Source organism: Streptomyces sp. NPDC050164 (assembly GCF_044459945.1).
Taxonomy (GTDB): Bacteria; Actinomycetota; Actinomycetes; order Streptomycetales; family Streptomycetaceae; genus Streptomyces; species Streptomyces coeruleorubidus_A.
This window is the reverse complement of sequence record NZ_JBITJK010000016.1, coordinates 1-18,253: the sequence shown is the minus strand read 5'-3', so window position 1 is coordinate 18,253 and position 18,253 is coordinate 1. Positions and strand designations below refer to the sequence as shown.

Here is an 18,253-nt window from a genome sequence, read left to right as displayed (position 1 = left end):
TTCACGCCCCCGCCTCGGTGACGGCCGGTGCACCGGTCAGCGTCGTTCGTTCTTGTACGTCGAGTTGGCCGGTCTCGTGGAATTCGAGCTGGCGGCGGCGGTTGGCGATGATGCCTTCGGGGCGGAAGCGCATCAGCAGGACGAGCGCGATACCGAAGGCGAGCAGCGACTTGTCCTGGAGGAAGACGAGCTTTTCGGGCAGGAGGTAGAGCAGGGCCGCGCCGAGGAGGGGGCCTGCGACGGTGCCCATGCCGCCGAGGACGACCGCGGCCAGGAGGAACGCGGAGTTGGGCGGGGTGGAGCCGGCGAACTGGTACGGCGTGGGGACGACGCTGTAGGTGACGTGGGCGCTGACGGTGCCGGCGAGGCCGGCGAGGGCGGCGCCGAGGGCGAAGGCGACGAGCTTGACGCGGAAGCCGTTGATGCCCATGGCGGTGGCGGCGGTCTCGTCCTCGCGGATGGCGATCCAGGAGCGGCCGATACGGGAGTCGGCGGCGCGCGTGTAGACCAGGACCACGATGGCCATGATGAGGACCATCAGCAGGTAGTAGTTGGCGAAGCGACCGAGGGTGAAGCCGCCGATGTCGTGGGATTCGCCGAAGTTGATGCCGAAGAAGCTGAGGTCCGGGATGGACGGGATGCCGTTCGGGCCGTTGGTGACGTCGGGTCCGGAGTCGCCGTCCATGTTGTTGACGGCGATGCGGAAGATCTCTCCGAAGCCGAGGGTCACGATGGCGAGGTAGTCGCCGCGCAGCCGGAGGGTGGGGGCGCCGATGAGGACGCCGAAGGCGAGGCTGGTGGCCATGCCGGTGAGGGCGGCGGCCCAGAAGGGGAAGTGGACGCCGGAGAAGGTGGAGAACTCGGAGCCGGAGACGAGGGCGGCGGTGTAGGCGCCGACGCCGAGGAAGGCGACGTATCCGAGGTCGAGGAGTCCGGCGAGGCCGACGACGATGTTGAGGCCGAGGGCGACGGTTCCGAAGATGAGGATGTTGACGCCGATGTTGGCGTAGTGGTCGTCGGTCTGGGTGAAGGGGAACGCGATGGCCGCGGCGAAGCCCATGGCGAGGGTGAAGCCGCGGTTGCCGGCGATGACGTGGGAGAACCGGTCGAGCAGGCCTGCGGCGTGCAGGGCCCAGACGGCGAAGACGACGACGATGAGGTAGCCGACGAAGAGTTCGCCGTACGAGGTGTCGATGCCGTAGGTGAAGACGCCGAGGCCGAGCGCGGTGACGAGGGTGATGACGGCCCGCTGGCCCCAGCCGCTGGTGGGCCGGGTGGCCCGGTGGCCCGCCCGGTGACGCCGCCGCCGGGACGGCGCTGCGGGGATGTGGTCGGGTTTGGCGAGGTATGCCTTGAGGGCTTCCTTGGTGCTCTTGGCTCCGCTGTTTGCCGGGGGCAGGGCGAAGGCGCCGAAGAGCGGCAGGAGGGAGGCGATGGCCGCGACCCAGCCGCCGGGTTCGAGGTTGACCAGGCCGCCGAGTTCGACGCTGATGGCCATGACGGCGAACCAGGTCACGCCGAAGCCGCCGAGGGCGTTCAGGACGAGCGGTGCGTTGTTGCCCCCGGGCAGGTGCCGGCCGAGGCCGCGGACGCGGTAGGAGGCGAGGGCGTACAGGGCGGTGAGGGCGCCGGCGGTGAAGGTGAGCCATTGCAGGCCGCCGGGGTAGCCGTAGACGGTGAGGTCGCCGGGGAATGCGGCGGTCCAGGTCCAGGCGAGGAAGGCGGAGGCGGCGGTGGCGATGCCGCCGATGAGGACCAGGGCGCGGGCTGCCGCTGCCGGCAGGGGGATGAGGCCCCTGCGGGCGGGGGGCACGACGGTTACTTTGCGCAGTTCGATCGTGTCGGTCATGGTGATCACGCTCTGTCCGCGACGCGCTCGCCGAGCAGGCCCTGTGGCGTGAAGAGGAGCACGAGGATGAGGAGGCAGAAGGCCCACACGTTGGCCCAGCTCTGGCCGCCGAGCTGCTGCATACCGGGGATCCCGTCGATGTAGGCGGAGGCGAGGGTCTCGGCGATGCCGAGGACGACGCCGCCGAACATGGCGCCGTAGACGTTGCCGATGCCGCCGAGGACGGCCGCGGTGAAGGCCTTGAGGCCCATGAGGAAGCCCATGCGGTAATCGACGTTGCCGTACTTGAGTCCGTAGGCGACCGCGGCGACGGCGGCGAAGAAGCCGCCGATGGCGAAGGCGATGACGATGATGCGGTCGGTGTCGATGCCCATCAGCCGGGCGGTGTCCGGGTCCTGGGCGGTGGCCTGCATGGCGCGGCCGGTGCGGCTCTTGCGGACGAAGACCGCGAGGGCGGACATGCATGCGATGGCGGCGACGATGAGGAAGACGTCGGCGTCCTTGATGGTGACGGAGCCGATGGAGTGGGTGGTGTCGAGGCCGGGGAAGGCACGGGCGCGGTCGGCGCCGGGGTAGAAGTTGCGGACGACCTCCTGGAGCGCCAGGGAGAGGCCGATCGCGGTGATGAGGGGTGCCAGTCGTGGTGCTCCGCGCAGTGGCCGGTAGGCGAACCGTTCCGCTCCGACGGCGACGAGGACGGCGACGATGGCGCCGCCGACCAGCATCAGCGGGACGGCGATCAGCATCGAGGTGCCGCCGGGCAGGACGTAGAAGTAGACCGTGAGGGCGCCGAACGCTCCGGTCATGAAGATCTCGCCATGGGCGAAGTTGATGAGCTGGACGATGCCGTACACCATCGTGTAGCCGATGGCTATCAGACCGTACATCGAGCCGAGAAGCAGCCCGTTGGCCAGCTGCTGCGGCAGGGTGTTCACCGCATGGCCTCCATGTCGCTGATGGTCGTGTGCACTTGTGCAGGGTCTTGTGCGCACGGATGTGCGCGGCCTGGTGTGAGGGTCGGAACGGGAGAACGGGCCGCGCGGTTGGCGTTCTCCTTCCGCGCGGCCCGTGGTGCGGGGTACCGAGGGGCCGAACTCAGCTGGGGTTGGCGGTGCCGGTCTTCACGGCCTTCCAGGCGCCGTTCTCGACCTCGTAGACCGTCAGCTGCTTGTTGGTGGTGTCGCCGTACTGGTCGAAGGAGACCTTGCCGGTGATGCCGTCGAAGTCGGACTGCTGGACGGCGTCGACGACCTTGGAGCGCAGCTCGTTGGAGTCGGTGGGCAGCTTGCCGTCGCCCGTGTCCATGACGGCCTTGACGGCCTTGATGATCGCGGTGGCGGCGTCGTAGGAGTAGGTGCCGTAGGCGGCGTAGTCGCCCTTGTAGCCCTTGTCCTTGTAGGTCTGGATGAACTGCTTGGCGGCGGGCAGGGTGTCGGCCGGGACACCGACGGAGGTGACGAGGTCGCCCTCGGCGGCCTTGCCGGCGGCCTGGATATAGGTGGTGGCGTACATGCCGTCGCCGCCGAACAGCGGGATGTCGGCGCCGGCTTCCTTGAGCTGCTTGGTGATCAGCGAGGACTCGTCGTACTGGCCGCCGTAGTAGAGCAGGTCGGCACCCGAGTTCCTGACCTTGGTGACGAGGGAGCTGAAGTCCTTGTCGCCGGTGTTGACGTGGTCGGTGCCGACCACGGTGCCGCCGAGCTTCGTGAACTGCTCGTTGAAGATCTTCGCGAGGCCGGCGCCGTAGGTCTGCTTGTCGTCGACGACGAAGACCCTCTTCTTGTTGAGGTTCTTGGCGGTGTACTCGGCGGCGAAGGCGCCCTGCATCTCGTCGGTGGTGGCGGTGCGGAAGTACGTCTTGTACGGCCGCTTCTTGTCCGTCTGCCAGTTCTTGCCCATGGTCAGCACCGGGTTGGTGTTCGCTGGGGAAATCTCAACCATGTTCGCCGAGGCGAAGACCTGCTGCATCGACTGCGCGACGCCGGAGTTGAGCGGGCCGACGACACCGACGACGTTGCCGTCGCCGACGAGGGAGGTCGCGTTGGACTGGCCGGTGGCGGGCTGTGCCTTGTCGTCCAGGGCCTCGACTCTGAACTTCACGCCGGGCACCAGATTGTTCTTGTTGGCGTCGTCGACGGCGATCTGGACGCCGTACTGGATGCCGAGCCCGGTGGTGGAGTTCTCGCCGGACAGAGGGGCGTCGACGCCGATGGTCAGGGTGGTCGAGTCCCCACTGCTTGCACTGCTGCCGTTGGTGTCCCTCGACCCACAGGCTGTGAGAGTGAGCGATCCTGCCGCGAGTGCAGCGGTTATGGCGATGAACGAACGGTGACGCACGAATCTGGTCCTTTCCAAGTACGGCCGCTTTCTGCGGAGCCCGCCGAGTCGAGTGCCGGAGCCAATTCGGCTCGAATCCGACGACGCTGTTACTGGCGGAACCCTCAACAGGAGAAGAAGCCGTATAAAGAATTTCAGTAGGCCCGCAGACGAAAGTCAGCAGCTTATGGCGGGGGATTTCATAAGTAGCGTTCAGGCTTTGGATTGTTCACATGGGCAGGAATTGCAAGGCGGAAGACGGTGGGGGAAACCGACGTGTCCGCAGATCAGGCGAGGACGCTGCGCGGCGGACGAGGCGGTCCTTAGGTTCATGGGGAGTGCCGCTGCCGGATACCAATACGGTCGGCAATCGCCTCACCAGGCCTTCGGTGCGGCACGGCAACCATCGTGCGGCACGCGGCGTGATCCAACGTGTGGACATTTTTGGGACGACTCGGCTGCGTAGCACCGCCGTTGGTACGCCTGGCAGTAGCAGCCAGAGCGGTCCACCCGTCGGCGGCGTTCACACCGTCAGGTCTGAGGAGGGTGCCCGGTGTCGGACACCCGCTCCTGTCGGAGGTGCCCCTCGCCCCCGCCGGGGGTGCCTCTATATCCTTCGGCAAACCCGAGCTTGTCATGGGCGTCACCGCCTTCGGCGGCGAACTGCGCACCGGCCCCGCCCGCCGGCCCGAGCCGGCCGGATCGGTTCACGGCCTTCCCCGCCCTGCCCGCCGGCTCCCCGGCGTCGGTCGGGGCTACCGGACCACGAAGGGGTCTGGTGTGCGGCGCCGGGCATCCCGCGTCACGCAAGACGACATCAGCGCCGTCGGCGGGTGGACCGCTGCGGCTGCTACGGGTCGACCGCTCTGGCTGCTACTGCCGTACGTACCAACGGCAGTTGTACCCACCCGAGTCGTACCAAAAATGTCCACACGTTGGATCACGCCGCGTACCTCACAGTAAATGCCGTGTCGCACCGAAGACCTGGTGAACCGACCGCCGACCGCGTGCAGACGGGAACGCCACGCTCCTGCACCAACGGCTCGTCCCCTCCAACGTAAACGCCCTCAAGCCGGTTGGGCATGCGGCCGTTTCGGCCACCGCACCCGGGCGCGGCGCTTCGGCTGCCCGGTCCCGCGGATCCAACTGCTCCAGCCGCCGTCGCAGTAGCAGCGCCGCGCATCAGCTGTGCCATGCCGGCCGCGAATGATGCCGGTGAAAGCAACACCTTTCCCCCAACACCCCCCACAGTAGGAAGAAGCATGGAAGTGTCTAGAGAAGGCAGAAGCCGTGTCTCCGGCCGCAGAGCAGTCGCCTCCCTGCTGGTCCCGGCGCTCGTCGGAGGCCTGGCCCTCGCCTACGGCGTGTCCGCGCAGGCCGCTCCCGCCGCCCCGCCACCGGAGCAGTCCGCCGGCGTGGCTCGGCAGACTTACTCCGCCGGCACCTACCTCATCCAGCTCTCCGGCGACCCCGTCGCCGCGCATCCCGGCACCGCGCCGGAGCCCGGAAAGAGGCTGGACACGCGGTCCGAGGACGTACGCGACCACGTCCGTCGCCTGGAGCGGGCGCGCGACCAGGTGCTGGCCGAGGTGCCGGATGTCCGGCCGCTGTACAGCTACCAGTACGTACTCAACGGATTCGCCGCTGAACTGACGGCGAGTCAGGCCACGAAGCTCGCTCGCACCCCGGGCGTCGCCTCGCTGGTGCGCAACGAGATGATCCGGCCGACCGGCACGACTGAAGCCGTTGGTGCCGGCAGTGGTGGCGCGACCGCTGCCCGTGCCGCCGTCTCCGGCCCCGGCGGGGCGTCGGGTGCGACCGGCGCGCTTCCCGCCCCCGACACCGCCAAGTTCCTGGGCCTGAAGGAGCGCGGGGGCCTGTACTCCAAGTTCCGCGGTGGGCAGCGGAACGCGGGGGCAGGCGTGATCATCGGTGTCGTCGACTACGGAATCGACAACACCAACCCGTCGCTGCGGGCCCTCCCGGAGCCCCGCCCCGACGCCGAGGCCATCGCCAGGAAATGGAAGGGCGTCTGCGACCCTGGTAGGACCGTGCGCACCCGTACACCTGCAACAACAAGCTGATCGGCGGCCGGTACTTCAACAAGTCGGTACCGGAGCTCGCGGAAGACGACACGCCGTCCCCGGTCGACGACGAGGGGCATGGCACCCACACCTCGACCACCGCGGCCGGAAACTACGGTGTGCCCGCGTCCGTGCCCGGCACCGGCATTTCCCGCACCCGGATATCCGGGATCGCCCCGGCCGCCCGCGTCGCCTCCTACAAGGCCTGCTGGAAGGGCTCCGCCTGCTGGACGGCGGACATCGCCGCGGCCATCGACCAGGCTGTGGCGGACGGCGTCGACGTCATCAACATCTCGCTCGGCCCCAGTAGCGGCACCGCCGACATCACCGATCCCACCTACACGGCCATGTTCAACGCCGCCAAGGCCGGCGTCTTCGTGGCCGGCTCAGCGGGCAACGGCGGGCCGTCCACGGTCGCCAACAACGTCCCGTGGATCACCACCGCGGCCGCTTCCACCCACGATCTCGGCTACCGCACGACGGTCGTCCTGGGCGACGGCACCTCGTACACCGGAACCGGCCTGAACGCCTCGCCCGTCCCGTCCGCACGGCTCGTCGATGCGGCCGGGGCGGCCCGCAGCGGCGTGGACGCCGCCCAAGCGGCGCTGTGCCGGCCCGGCACCCTGGACCCGGCGAAGGTCAAGGGCGCCATCGTGCTGTGCGAGACGAACGGCGACGGCACGGGCGCCCGCGCCGACAAGAGCGCGCAGGTCGAGGCGGCCGGCGGCGTCGGCATGGTGCTCTACAACTCCCGGGCGCTCCTGGACACACGGGGCGACGTCCACTCCGTCCCCGCCGTCCACGTCGACAACGTCGCCGGCCAGGCGGTGAAGGCGTACATCGACCGAGCCGGCGGCCGCGCCACGGCCCGGCCCGGCTCGGCGCGGCGCGCGCCGAGCGCCAGGAGGCACCGGCGATCGCCGCCTTCTCCTCGGGCGGCCCGGACGTGGCCAGCGGCGGCGACCTGCTCAAGCCCGACATCGCGGCCCCCGGCGTGGACGTCGTCGCCGGTGCCGTCCCCGGCGGCAACAGCGGTACCTTCAGGGGCCCGCAGGGCATCGCGTCCGGCACCTCGATGGCCGCCCCGCACATCGCTGGACTGGCCGCGCTCCTGCGCTCCCTGCACCCGGACTGGTCGCCCATGGAGGTCAAGTCGGCCCTGATGACCACCGCGACGACCAAGACCAACGAGGGCAGGGCGATGCGGCGCATCGGCGCCGACGGCCCGGCCACCCCGCTCGACTACGGCGCCGGGCAGGTCGCCCCGAACGCCGCCGACGACCCCGGCCTGGTCTACGACTCCACCTCCGCCGACTGGACCGCGTACGTGTGTGCCCTCGGTCAGCGCCCGGTGACCGGCGACGGCGGTGACCCCTGCGCCACCGCCCGGAAGATCGATCCGAGCGACCTCAACTACCCGACGATCTCCATCGGTGACCTGGCAGGGGCGCAGACCGTGACCCGCACCGTCACCAACGTCGGCGACACCACCGGCGTCTACACCGCCACGCTGCGGACACCACGCGGCTACCGGGCGACGGTCTCACCGAAGCGGCTGATCGTGCCGCCCGGCCGGTCGGCCACGTACCGGGTGACCTTCACCCGCACGGGCGCGGAGTACGGCAAGTGGGTCTTCGGATCGGTGAATTGGGGAGACAGGGACGGACACCGGGTGCGCAGCACTGTCGCCCTGCGTGCCACGCAGATCGCGGTCCCCTCGAAGGCCGACGGCACGGGCGCCACAGGTTCCCTCACCCTCCAGGCGAAGTCCGGCTGGGACGGCAGCCTCACCACGTCCCTGAACGGCCTGTACGCGGGCACGGTCAGGACCGGGACCCTGACGGGCACCTCGACCGACAGCTTCGAAGCACCGCCGTCGTCGCTCCCGGCCTCCGCGGCCAGGACGGAGATCACCGTTCCCGAGGGCACCGCGCTGGCCCGGGTCGCGATCCGCTCGTCCGACTTCCTCGCCGGCAGCGACATCGACCTGTGGGTGTATGACAAGGACGGCAACCTGCTCTCCTCTCCCACCGGCAGCAGCGACGAGTACCTCGACCTCACCGAGCCGGGTACGTACGAGGTGTACGTGAACCAGTTCGCCCTGCCGGAGGGCGCCACCAGTCAGACGTACGCCCTCCACACCTGGCTGATCGGCCCGGACTCCCGTCCCGACCAGCCGGCCACCGTCACCCCGGCCGAACAGCGGGTGACCCTGGGCGGCCCCGCGGACGTCACCGTCTCCTGGCGCGACCTCCCGACCGGCCGTACCTATCTCGGCATCCTCGGCTACGACGACGGCACCAAAACCGTCGGCACCACCCTCCTGACCGTCACTCCGTAGTTCCCGTTCCACCACTCGATTCCGGACCACGGCGGCCGTACGCGAACCGTACGGCCGCCGTGTCGTCATGACCGGCTGCCGGCCATGACGTCATGAAGACCTGCCTGCGACCGCACCCGCCTCACGGCCGACGGCCAGATAAGCACCTGCCTGTTCGCCCGCGAGGGGACCGGTCTGCGTGCCGCGCTCCGCTCGGGCGCCCCCGACGGGGAGATCCACGAGCACACCCCGGGTGAGCAGGCGCACCCGCAGCCGATCAGGCTGATCGCGATAGGGCGGACACTCCTCTGCCTGGACGAGGCCTTCCGGGCCGTCGGCGACGAGGCGGCGGGCGGGATCGCGCTGTTCGTCGGCACGGTGCGGAACCATGACGCGGGCGCGGACGTGGACGGACTGGGGTATTCGTGCCACCCGACGGCCGAGGCCGAGATGCGGCGGATCGCGGAGAAGGCCGTGGGGAGATGCCTTCCAAGCCTGCGGGGATCTGATCGACGACCTCAAGCACGAAGTGCCCATCTGGAAGCACCAGAAGTTCTCGGACGGAGCAGATGGATGGGTCGGCGCGTGGCGCCGTCATCGACTCCGGCCGGCTCCACGTCTCAGCGCAGCGGCTCGACCTCCCATACTGAGTCTCCCTGTAAGACCTCATTTCGAACGGGAGTGTTCTCGTGAGCAAGATCTGGTTCATCACCGGCTCTCTCGCGGACCTGGTGACCGCCGAGGAGCTGACGGAGCAGCAGGTCCCTCCACTCCCTGCCCCCGTTGCTGCGGACGGAGACGAACTGTTTCAGCGGCGTGGCAGAGCATCCCGAGACCGCCGACGACAGCGACGCGGCCGTGCCGTCGAAGAGCGGCCGCTAGCCGTTCTCCGGTCGGCAGTCCGCCTCGACGGCGCCGGTGGCCCACTGGATTGCGCCCAACAGGTGCTGACGGACGGCGGGTTCGGCGAAGGACTCCTTGCTGTGGCCGACGCCGGTGTAGAAGGAGCGGCCGCCCTGGTAGTTCTGGCACCAGGCGATCGGATGGTCGCCGTTCATGGTGCCGCCCCAGTACGAGGACTCGTCGACGGAGGCCAGGACGCGGACCCGTTCCCGGGGATTCGAGCGGAAGTTGTACCACTCGTCGGTGCGGTTCCAGGTGGTGGGCAGGTCAGCGGTCGCCGGGTGGGCGCGGTCCTCGACGTGCACCGTGGCACGCATCGGCCACCACGGATGCGACTCGAAGTAGGCACCGACGAGCCCGCCGTAGAACGCCCAGTCGTACTCGGTGTCGGCGGCCGCGTGGACGCCGACGTAGCCCCCGCCACTGCGGATGTAGCCCTCGAAGGCCGTCTCCTGGGCGGCGTTGAGGACGTCACCGGTCGTCGACAGGAACACGACCGCGTCGTAGCGCCCGAGGTTGTCGGCCGTGAAGGCCCCGGCGTCCTCCGTCGCGTCGACCCTGAAGCCGCCCGTCTCGCCGAGCTGTTTCACCGCCGCGATGCCGGCGGAGACCGAGCCGTGGCGGAAGCCGGCCGTCTTGGAGAACACCAGCACCCGCGTGCCGTCCTGCTCCGCCTGTGACACGGCCGGTCCCGAGACGCAGCCCAGGAGCACGGCCGCTCCGACGGCTGATGTTGTCAGTCGGTTGATCGATCGCATGCTGTGCATGTCCTCTCATCCGGTGGTGAATGTGAAGTCGAGTCGCACGCCGAGAATGAAACGCCGGACCCTGCTACAGCTGTCGCGTTGTCGCGCGGCCCTGCGGAGCGTCTGGTCGGAGTTCAGGACCCGGTGGAGTCGGACGGCGGGCGCGGGCCGCCGAAGCCGTGTTCCGAGAGGTCGAACCAGTTGCCCTCCGGATCCATGGCCCGGTACTCGGCGAAGGGGCGGTTGGTGAAGCGTTCGGCCGGTTCCGGAGTGCCGGCCGCCACCAGGGCCTCGGTGGTGGCGGCCGTGTCCTCGATGTGGAACCCGAAGTGGTTGAAGCCGACCGGCGTCTCACCGTCGAGCTGATGCTTGATCAGGGCAAGGGAGAGATAGCCGTCGGAGAGGAAGCAACTGCCGTCCGGATCGCGGTGGAACAGTTCCATCGCGAAGACCGAGGAGTAGAACTCGGCCAGCTTCTCCGGGTCGCGGGCCACGATGGCCAGGTGGCGGAGCCTCGGCCGCGCGGCGCTGGGTTCGTCCACGGTGGAATCCTTCGAGTCGGGGTCCTGCTGCGCCGGGCGGGGCGCGGGGATCATGTTGTGGAAGGCGCTGATCAACCAGTGGCCCTCCGCTGTCCGTTCCACGACGGCCAACGCGTGCGTGGTGGTCAGCGGCTGCCCATCCGGGGCGGTGATGGTCGACTCGGCCTCCACCGTGGCGAGGTCGGGGCGGAGGAATCGGACGGCCACGACGCGTGCGTCGAGGACGGTTCCCGCGTACGGCCCGCGGAAGAGGGCGTCGTGCCCGGCCGCGATGCCGGTCCGGCCGGGTGGCTTGTCGCCTCGTACGGTCGTGAAGTCGCAGTCCTCCGCGAAGCTCGCGGCGAAGAGCGCGGCGTCACCTGCCGCCCAGCCGCGGGACATCTCGGCCCACAGGGCGCGGATCGTCCGGGCGTCGTCATGGGTGCCGTCCTCGGTGCCGTCCTGGGCGGGTGCGTTCGTTCCTTCGGGCTGCTGCATTGTTCTCACGCCTTCATCAGTGAACTCGTACGGATACGCAGGTCGACCTCGGGGCACTCGCCGCCCTGGCAACCTTCGGCGGGATGCTGGGGAGGCGGGGCCCAGGCGCCCAGGGCGTGGTAGAACTCGCCGTCCCGGCGCTCCAGGTAGCAGATGATGTTGAGGGGCCAGCCGGTCCGGCCGAAGAGATGACGGTCCATGGGAGTCGGGCGCTCGCTGAGCGTCTGGCCCCGTTCCGACGGCGGGCCCAGGCGGTGCCAGTCCGGGTGCATGTGGATGGAGCCGAGCAGGTCCATCCCCAGGGCCTCGGCCTCTCGGGACGCCCGGAGGAGGTCGTGGGAGTCCATCCACCAGCCGCGGTGCTCGTTTTCGTAGGCCGGCCCGAACTTCGGCACGATCGTCTCCCGGAACTCCCGTAGAGCCGCCGGATCACTGGTGCGGGCATTACGGCCGAAGGCGACACGCCGCACGTGGTACGTCATCGCCTCCGCGCTGCCGAGCAAGAGCGCGAAGCAGGGCAACGGGGCCTCGGGGGTGATGAGTTGGTACTCAGCGGCAGCCACGGCGAGGAAGTCCGCGAGTGCCTCGTCGTCCATCAGGACGGTAGGAGGAGGGGGGATGGTACGACCGGTTGCTGAACAGCCGGCCGAGCTGCATGGGGCGTCCGGCGAACCGGACCCGGATGCGTTCGTCACAGCGGACATGGGGTGGTCTCCGTCGAAATGGGGGGTGGGGAGGCCGTTGGAGCGGAGTGTCCGGAGACGTTACTTGAGAGTTCACGCTCACAGGTCGACTGCCGTGAACTGTGGGGATTTCCCTACGGCTTGATAGGAACTTGCGCCCGGACGGTTCGCGACGTCGAGGGGGATGAGCGTCAAACGCGCGACGGGGTGCCGTGTGCAGCAGGCGATTCACATCGACCTTGCTCGCGTCGCCTTGGCACTGCCGGTCAGCCTGGCGTCGAGATCCTGTCCGGCATGGGTCGGGAAGGCGCCGTTGTGTCTGATCGACGATTCCGACACCGGCAGGGCTGTGAACACTCACAAGCACGCCCGACTTGGACATCCGAACCAGCCGGCCAAGCGCAGAGCCCGCTCACACTCGCTTCCGCCCACCGCGCTTCGAAGCCGTGCCCACAACGTGCCCGTGAGAGCGGACAACCACGGTCAACAGCGGGGCGAACAGGCTCTCCCGCCGACACCGACGCCGGGAATCCATGCAGGTCAGCAATCGGGTGGCCCCGCAAGCGCCGTCGCTTCCCAAGCTGAGAGCGCGAGTTCGATTCTCGTCACCCGCTCCATGTGAAACCCCCAGGTCAGAGACCCGGGGGTTCTTTGTTATCTAGACCGGTGGGCCGGTCGTGGCGACGAGGAAGAGTTCGGCCACTTCGTCGATGAACAGCACGATGGGAGCCGGGCGTTCGTCTTCCCGCAGGCCCCAGACGTCCGAGGTGATCAGCTCGTCCGGGGTGCCAGGGGCGATGCCCTGGCGCGCTGTTGGCGGCGGAGACCGCGGTGGCTAGCAGCTGACCTTGGGCGTCGGTCAGAACGTGCAGCATGGCGCCGGGTTTGCCCCGGTCGACCGGATTCGGCCCGACGAGCTGGCCCCCCTTTTCGCCCGGACCGAGGCAGAGTCGACCAGGGCGGCGGACCAGTCGATCGCTCCAGTGGCGCCGAGCCGGTCGAGGACCTCGGTGTGGAGGCGCCGCCACAAGCCGGCGCTTGTCCAGGCTGCGAACCGGCGGTGTGCGGTGGCTGGGCTCACACCGAAGCAGGGCGGCAATCGACGCCACGCGCACGACGTGGTCAGCGCGTACACAATCGCGCAGAACACCTTCCGGTCCGCCACCGGCGCCGTTCCACCGCCCTGCCGACGCGGCTGAAATGGCGGCATCAGCGGCGCTGCTATCTCCCACAGCCCGTCAGGAACCGGATCACGCTCAAGATCCACAGCCGCAGTGGACGATCACGCCTCAAGGCGGCCGCGCCTGATGCCGGCCGGTCCGAGAGCGGCGGATGGCTGCCCAGCCCGCTCTTCTAATCTGTGCGCGTGATCGACTACGACGATTCCGGCCGCCCTGTGGTCCAGGTGGGAGACCCCGGTCCCGCCCGCCTACTGCTCTCGGAGCCGACACGACCGTTCGACGACGAACCAACGCTCGACTTCCTCATCCGGGCCTGCGGGCCATGGGGAGTTGTCGAAACCTCGGTACAGACCTGGGACGGCGACGGTCTCGACACCTTCCTCGCCTCGCTTGCCGAAGACTTCCGGGGCTGGGAAGGAGTACGTACCTGGCACTCCCTTTGCTACGACCTGACTCTCTCAGCGGAGCACCGTCCCGGTGGCCACATCCAACTGACCTGGGGAATCCACGACCGAGCGCCCTCCGAGCAATGGCACTTCGAGACCACCACGGTGCACGCAGCAGGCGAGGACATGCGCAGCCTCGCCGCCGAGATCTACACGCTCATTGCGAGCGTCGCGAAGTAGCCGAATGAGCTCCACGGCGATCCACCACCACGTGAGATGACGCCTAAAGCGGGTGTCGCGGATATATCAGGGCTGATACAGCAGTACGAGGGAGCCCGTCAGCTTCGCTTTCAGACGACCGAGATCTAGGAAATCCCTCTACCGGCAATGAGACCCATGGGAGGTATTTTTCTATCTACTCGAGATTTCACAACCTTCCCATTTGAGAGCCGAACGCGTACCTGATATTCAAGCTTATCGCGGTGTGCGACTTCTGAGACCACCACCCAGACTTCAACGGTTTCATCTGGGCGCAACCGAAATGGCGGAGGCCTCTCTGCACTCATGTAGTCATAGCGAGGCTGCGTCTCGAACCAGAGATGCGTAACCTCCAGCTCTCGTTGCGGTGAAAGATTGGTCATCTTGATGAAAAAATGCTCTGGGGATGCGATTGCGCCGTCAGCGGACCCCGCACCTGTAACAGGCGGCGAAGCAGTAATTGGCGTACTAGCGTTGGAAGCCGACCTGACGAAATATCCACGGTGAACCGTAACCCTAAGCTTCCGTCGACGCTGGTGGAAAGCCCTACCCAGACTGAGGAGCACGCTGACGCCTTTGACTGCCAAGCTGACAGGTTCCATGAGGAAGCATTACCACAGGCCTCGGCTGGTGGGCCACAAACCGACCAGATCATCGGTACGCCAACAAGAGCACGCGCCTTGGCTCACTGACTGGTTGCCCGGCACAACGCACCAAGGGCCCCTCCTGCACCGTCCGTTAGCTGGCGCGGCCTGTCTCAGCCTGTAAAGCCGGAGGGCGGACGCCGTCGGCGTTCACGACCGTTCATGCAGGCCGGAAAAGCCACCGTGCCCGAGGAGGTCGTTGTCGTTCCTAGGCTGTTCCCCAGGTCAGCACCCTGGGGCTTTTGGGTTATCTAGACCAATTTCGGGCTGGCGTGCCCTCCACGTGCCCTAAGCCAGGCCAAACCGGCCTCCACGGACCCTGCTCTGCGCTCCTCGCGAAGCCGTCGGCGTCACGCTCCACCGCCGGGCTCCGGCACCAGCTTCCCTGGCGGCGTGAAGGCGGCGAGCACCGTGGCCGTGATGTGGTCGGCGGCGCGGCCGGAGGCGAGACGGCCGGCGCGGATCTCCTCTGCGGCGCTGTGCATGATCGTGTGCAGGACATTGACCAGCCACGCGATCGGCAGGTCCGTACGGAAGACGCCCTCGGCGCGGCCTCGGGCGACCAGTGTCTCGACCCGGGCGGCGGGCCCGCTGTGCAGCTCGCGGATACGCCCCGCGGAGAGTTCCTTCTGGGCGGCCACGAGCAGTGCCCGCGCCTGATCCACCAGATGCCAGCCGGCCTCGACATAGCGCGCCAGGGCGAGCAGCGGATCACCAGTCAGATCGACCGCGTCCAACGCCTCGTTGCCCCGGTCGATGGCACGGCTCATCGCCGCGTCGACGACCTCCGCCCGGGAGCTGAAGTGCGCGTACAGCGTCACCCTGCCCACACCTGCGGCGCGCGCGATCTCGCTCAGGCTCGCGTCCGGGTTCCGTCCGAGACATTCGGCCGCTGCCTGCTCGATCGCCTCGATGCTCCGCAGGGCGTCGGCGCGTTTGGTGGTGCTCTTACTGCCCATGCCCTCACCGTACCCCAGCAATCCGAACAACCCTGTTTGGGTTATACCCCTAGGGCGTATAACCTGAACATGCCTGTACGGCTTTGCGATGAGGGGGAGCCTCATGAGTGACACGGAAACCACCACCACACACGCACCGGGTCCACCGCATCCGCTGCGCTGGCCGGCCCTGGGCCTGCTGGGACTGGCCCAGCTGATGCTGATCCTCGACATCACCGTGGTCGCGATCGCGCTCCCCCACATGGGTGCCGAACTGGACCTGAGCCGTGCCGCACTGACGTGGGTGGTCAGCGGCTACGCCCTGGCCTTCGGGAGTTTGATGCTGCTCGGTGGCCGAGCTGCGGACCTGTTCGGGGCCAAGCGGGTCGTCCTGACCGGGCTCGCCGTGTTCACCGCCGCCTCTCTGGCCGCCGGACTCGCCACCGGCGCCCCGCTGCTGCTCACCGCCCGGATCGCCCAGGGGGCGGGCGCCGCGATGCTCTCGCCCGCGGCCCTGTCCGTGGTGGTGCGGCTGTTCGACGGCGACGAACGCAACCGCGCGCTCGGCATCTGGGCGGCGCTCGGCGGCGGCGGCGCTGCTCTCGGTGTACTGCTGGGCGGGCTGATCACGGCAGGTCCGGGCTGGGCTTGGGTCTTCTTCGTCAACGTCCCCGTCGGCCTGGTCGTCCTCGTCTCGCTGGCCCGGATACTGCCCCGCCTGCCCCGCGTCGCAACAGGCTCCCTCGACGGGCCCGGGGCCGCCCTGGTCGCCGCGGCGACCGGCGCCCTCATCTACGCCCTGATCCGTGCCGGCGACCACGGCTGGCTCGACGCCGTCACCGTCGTCCTGGTCGCCGCCTCGGCAGCCGCATACGCCGCCTTCGCCGCGTGGCAACGCCGGGCGACGGCACCGCTGATGGACCTTCGCCTGCTGGGCCGGCGCCCGGTGGTGGCAGGCACCTTCGTGATCGCCACCACCACGGCGCTGATGGTGGGGGTCTTCTTCCTCGGCTCCTTTTACTTCCAGAACCATCAGGGCCACGGTGCCCTGATGACCGGCGTGCTGTTCCTGCCGGTGGCGCTGGTGACCATGGCCGCCGCCACCGCTGCCGGCCGCGTGATCGGCCGTCTGGGAGCACGGGTGCTGGCTGCGGCCGCCCTGGCCGTCGCAGCCGCCGGATTCCTCACACCGGTGCTCTGGTCCGGAACCGCCGCCATGGTCACCGGTGTCAGCATCGCCTCGGCGGGACTCGGCGCCCTGTTCGTCGTCGCCTCGGCCACCGCGCTCAGCAGCGTCGCCCACCATGAGGCCGGCGTGGCGTCCGGAATCGTCAGCACCTTCCATGAGTTCGGCGCCTCGGTCGGCGCTGCGGCCGTCTCCAGCGCCGCAGCCACGAGCATCGCCGCCCAAGCCGGCGCCCAAGCCGCCTCCGGCTTCGACGACGCGTTCCTCGTGGCCACGGGCGTAGCCGCGCTCTCCGCCGTCATCGCCCTGTGGCTGATCCCGTCCAAGAACGAGTAGGCCAAAGCCGACGGCCTTGCGGGCAGCAGATGCGGACCGCGCCAGCACTTGCGAAGCGCTGCGCCGCCGAAGGGCACATGCCGCCGCGCACTGCTCTGAACCGTGCGTCCGCAAGGCGCCGATCCTCAGTTGAAAGAGCGAACCCCACCCGAAACGAGCGGACGTACCGCACGCTCCCGAAGTGCTCACGGAGGCACTGGATGAATCACCGCATGCGCCGACTGTTGACGGCGGGCATCGCCGCAGGGAGTGTCGGCGCGGCACTGGCCACAGTCCTGCTGATCGGCAGCTCGCAGCAGGACAACGGCGACCAGCGGACCGACCGGCAGGCGGCGGTCGCCGAACGCGGTCAGACCGTGATGCCCTTCGACCTCGAACAGACCACCCACCACTTCACCCCCACCGAGACAGGCGGGGTCCAGGACGTCGTCGCCGACCGGCCCGACGACGCCAAGCAGATCGGCCTCATACGCACCCATCTCCAGCAGGAGGCCAAAGCTTTCAGCCAGGGGGATTTCGGCGACCCCGCGCAGATTCACGGCGACAGCATGCCGGGCCTGGGGAAACTTCAAGAGGGCTACGAACGCATCGAGGTGCGCTACCGGGAACGGCCCGACGGCGCCACCCTCACCTACACCACCGACGAACCCACACTGATCAACGCCCTGCACGACTGGTTCGAAGCACAGCTCAGCGACCACGGCGACCACGCCGAATCCGGCCACTGACCTGCGAGCGGCGCACCGGAGCCCGGCTGGAAATGCGATCAGCCGCGTCAAGCGGCGTCAGGCCGTGCCGTCCCTGCAGCAGTAACAAGCGGAGAGCCATGAGTGATCCTTACGAATTGACCGTAGGCACGCCCTCCGTCGAGGTCTTCCGCCGCTTGCGCACCGACGCCGGCCTCTCGGACAAGGCGCCCGAGGCGGTTGCGCTCGCCCTCCTCAACACGTGGCACGGGGTGGTCCTCCACCACGAGGGGGAGCCCATCGGCATGGGGCGCGTCATCGGTGACGGCGGTACCGCGTTTCAGATCGTCGACATGTGCGTACACCCCGCATACCAGGGGCGCGGCCTCGGCAAGCGCATCATGGCCGCGCTCGCCGAGGAACTGGAGAGCCGGGCGCCCGCCACGGCGTACGTCTCGCTGATCGCGGACGGCCCGGCGCGCTACCTCTATGAGAAGTTCGGCTTCGCCGACACCGCCGCGCACGACTCGATCGGCATGTACCGCGTGATGGACAGGGGCCCTGGTCGCAGCGGATCACAGGCGTAGCCGTAGACCGAACGATGCAACCGTGACCGCAGTCCCCCCCCGTTATGTTCTTCGCGGTCCTGCAAGAGGGCCGCTGGCCTCCGGGTCCGGCATGACTGTGTCCCCCTGTCGAACGGATGACCTGGGGGGTG

General features: G+C 68.6%; 13 protein-coding genes and 4 pseudogenes. 8 read left to right on the top strand and 9 right to left on the bottom strand.

Features of this window, described 5'->3' with window-relative positions; translation table 11 throughout:
• Window position 1: 1 nt before the first annotated feature.
• From ACIBNA_RS21760 to ACIBNA_RS21750, 3 genes are all read right to left on the bottom strand, one after another.
• Window positions 2-1,849 (bottom strand): branched-chain amino acid ABC transporter permease, encoded by a 1,848-nt coding sequence (locus ACIBNA_RS21760; protein ID WP_399166802.1) that lies wholly within the window; start codon window positions 1,847-1,849, stop codon window positions 2-4.
• Window positions 1,850-1,854: 5 nt separating this feature from the next.
• Window positions 1,855-2,784 (bottom strand): branched-chain amino acid ABC transporter permease, encoded by a 930-nt coding sequence (locus ACIBNA_RS21755; protein ID WP_399166801.1) that lies wholly within the window; start codon window positions 2,782-2,784, stop codon window positions 1,855-1,857.
• Between the two features lie 160 nt (window positions 2,785-2,944).
• Complete coding sequence (locus tag ACIBNA_RS21750) at window positions 2,945-4,186, bottom strand: ABC transporter substrate-binding protein (protein ID WP_399166800.1); 1,242 nt, start codon at window positions 4,184-4,186, stop codon at window positions 2,945-2,947.
• A gap of 1,241 nt (window positions 4,187-5,427) precedes the next feature.
• Here ACIBNA_RS21750 and ACIBNA_RS21745 point away from each other — a divergent pair.
• The 4 genes and pseudogenes from ACIBNA_RS21745 to ACIBNA_RS21730 form a co-directional block, all read left to right on the top strand.
• The gene (locus tag ACIBNA_RS21745; RefSeq protein ID WP_399166799.1) at window positions 5,428-6,249 is read left to right on the top strand and encodes a S8 family serine peptidase; all 822 of its coding nucleotides are present in this window, start codon (window positions 5,428-5,430) and stop codon (window positions 6,247-6,249) included.
• A pseudogene (locus ACIBNA_RS21740) lies at window positions 6,246-7,016 on the top strand (S8 family serine peptidase); the annotation flags it as partial. The gene ACIBNA_RS21745 and the pseudogene ACIBNA_RS21740, both read left to right, overlap by 4 nt.
• 179 nt (window positions 7,017-7,195) lie before the next feature.
• Complete coding sequence (locus tag ACIBNA_RS21735) at window positions 7,196-8,590, top strand: S8 family serine peptidase (RefSeq protein WP_399166798.1); 1,395 nt, start codon at window positions 7,196-7,198, stop codon at window positions 8,588-8,590.
• 213 nt (window positions 8,591-8,803) lie between these two features.
• Window positions 8,804-9,155: pseudogene (locus tag ACIBNA_RS21730) on the top strand (molybdenum cofactor biosynthesis protein MoaE); the annotation flags it as partial.
• Window positions 9,156-9,450: 295 nt separating this feature from the next.
• Here ACIBNA_RS21730 and ACIBNA_RS21725 read toward each other — a convergent pair.
• The 5 genes and pseudogenes from ACIBNA_RS21725 to ACIBNA_RS21705 form a co-directional block, all read right to left on the bottom strand.
• A pseudogene (locus ACIBNA_RS21725) lies at window positions 9,451-10,230 on the bottom strand (ThuA domain-containing protein); the annotation flags it as partial.
• Window positions 10,231-10,352: 122 nt separating this feature from the next.
• On the bottom strand, window positions 10,353-11,237 hold the full coding sequence (locus ACIBNA_RS21720) for an SgcJ/EcaC family oxidoreductase (protein ID WP_399166797.1): 885 nt from the start codon (window positions 11,235-11,237) through the stop codon (window positions 10,353-10,355).
• 5 nt (window positions 11,238-11,242) lie between these two features.
• Window positions 11,243-11,833, bottom strand: coding sequence for a hypothetical protein (locus ACIBNA_RS21715; protein WP_399166796.1), 591 nt, complete (start codon window positions 11,831-11,833; stop codon window positions 11,243-11,245).
• A 763-nt stretch (window positions 11,834-12,596) separates the two neighbouring features.
• Window positions 12,597-12,731, bottom strand: a pseudogene (locus ACIBNA_RS21710) (conjugal transfer protein TraS); the annotation flags it as partial.
• Between the two features lie 48 nt (window positions 12,732-12,779).
• Window positions 12,780-13,187 carry a transposase gene (locus ACIBNA_RS21705; RefSeq protein ID WP_399166795.1) on the bottom strand — a complete coding sequence of 136 codons (408 nt, stop codon included), beginning with the start codon at window positions 13,185-13,187 and terminating at the stop codon, window positions 12,780-12,782.
• 99 nt (window positions 13,188-13,286) lie between these two features.
• Here ACIBNA_RS21705 and ACIBNA_RS21700 point away from each other — a divergent pair, with 99 nt between their 5' ends.
• Entirely contained in the window at window positions 13,287-13,727 is a 441-nt protein-coding gene (locus tag ACIBNA_RS21700) for a DUF6228 family protein (RefSeq protein WP_399166794.1), read from the top strand.
• Between the two features lie 1,012 nt (window positions 13,728-14,739).
• Here the strand turns inward: ACIBNA_RS21700 and ACIBNA_RS21695 are convergent.
• The gene (locus tag ACIBNA_RS21695; protein WP_399166793.1) at window positions 14,740-15,348 is read right to left on the bottom strand and encodes a TetR/AcrR family transcriptional regulator; all 609 of its coding nucleotides are present in this window, start codon (window positions 15,346-15,348) and stop codon (window positions 14,740-14,742) included.
• A 103-nt stretch (window positions 15,349-15,451) separates the two neighbouring features.
• Between ACIBNA_RS21695 and ACIBNA_RS21690 the strand changes: the two genes are divergently transcribed.
• The 3 genes from ACIBNA_RS21690 (at window position 15,452) to ACIBNA_RS21680 (ending at window position 18,122) form a co-directional block, all read left to right on the top strand.
• Window positions 15,452-16,849, top strand: a complete 1,398-nt coding sequence (locus ACIBNA_RS21690; RefSeq protein WP_399166792.1) for an MFS transporter — start codon at window positions 15,452-15,454, stop codon at window positions 16,847-16,849.
• A 200-nt stretch (window positions 16,850-17,049) separates the two neighbouring features.
• On the top strand, window positions 17,050-17,577 hold the full coding sequence (locus tag ACIBNA_RS21685) for an aspartate carbamoyltransferase (RefSeq protein WP_399166791.1): 528 nt from the start codon (window positions 17,050-17,052) through the stop codon (window positions 17,575-17,577).
• Between the two features lie 98 nt (window positions 17,578-17,675).
• A complete protein-coding gene (locus ACIBNA_RS21680) occupies window positions 17,676-18,122 on the top strand; it encodes a GNAT family N-acetyltransferase (protein ID WP_399166790.1) in 447 nt (148 codons plus the stop codon).
• Window positions 18,123-18,253: the final 131 nt, after the last annotated feature.

Bases quoted from the DNA above. Each gene is read 5' to 3' on its own strand.
- ACIBNA_RS21715 (WP_399166796.1), bottom strand. From the start codon at position 11,833: ATGGACGACGAGGCACTCGCGGACTTCCTCGCCGTGGCTGCCGCTGAG.
- ACIBNA_RS21690 (WP_399166792.1), top strand. From the start codon at position 15,452: ATGAGTGACACGGAAACCACCACCACACACGCACCGGGTCCACCGCAT.
- ACIBNA_RS21760 (WP_399166802.1), bottom strand. From the start codon at position 1,849: ATGACCGACACGATCGAACTGCGCAAAGTAACCGTCGTGCCCCCCGCC.
- ACIBNA_RS21720 (WP_399166797.1), bottom strand. From the start codon at position 11,237: ATGCAGCAGCCCGAAGGAACGAACGCACCCGCCCAGGACGGCACCGAG.
- ACIBNA_RS21745 (WP_399166799.1), top strand. From the start codon at position 5,428: ATGGAAGTGTCTAGAGAAGGCAGAAGCCGTGTCTCCGGCCGCAGAGCA.
- ACIBNA_RS21695 (WP_399166793.1), bottom strand. From the start codon at position 15,348: ATGGGCAGTAAGAGCACCACCAAACGCGCCGACGCCCTGCGGAGCATC.
- ACIBNA_RS21685 (WP_399166791.1), top strand. From the start codon at position 17,050: ATGAATCACCGCATGCGCCGACTGTTGACGGCGGGCATCGCCGCAGGG.
- ACIBNA_RS21680 (WP_399166790.1), top strand. From the start codon at position 17,676: ATGAGTGATCCTTACGAATTGACCGTAGGCACGCCCTCCGTCGAGGTC.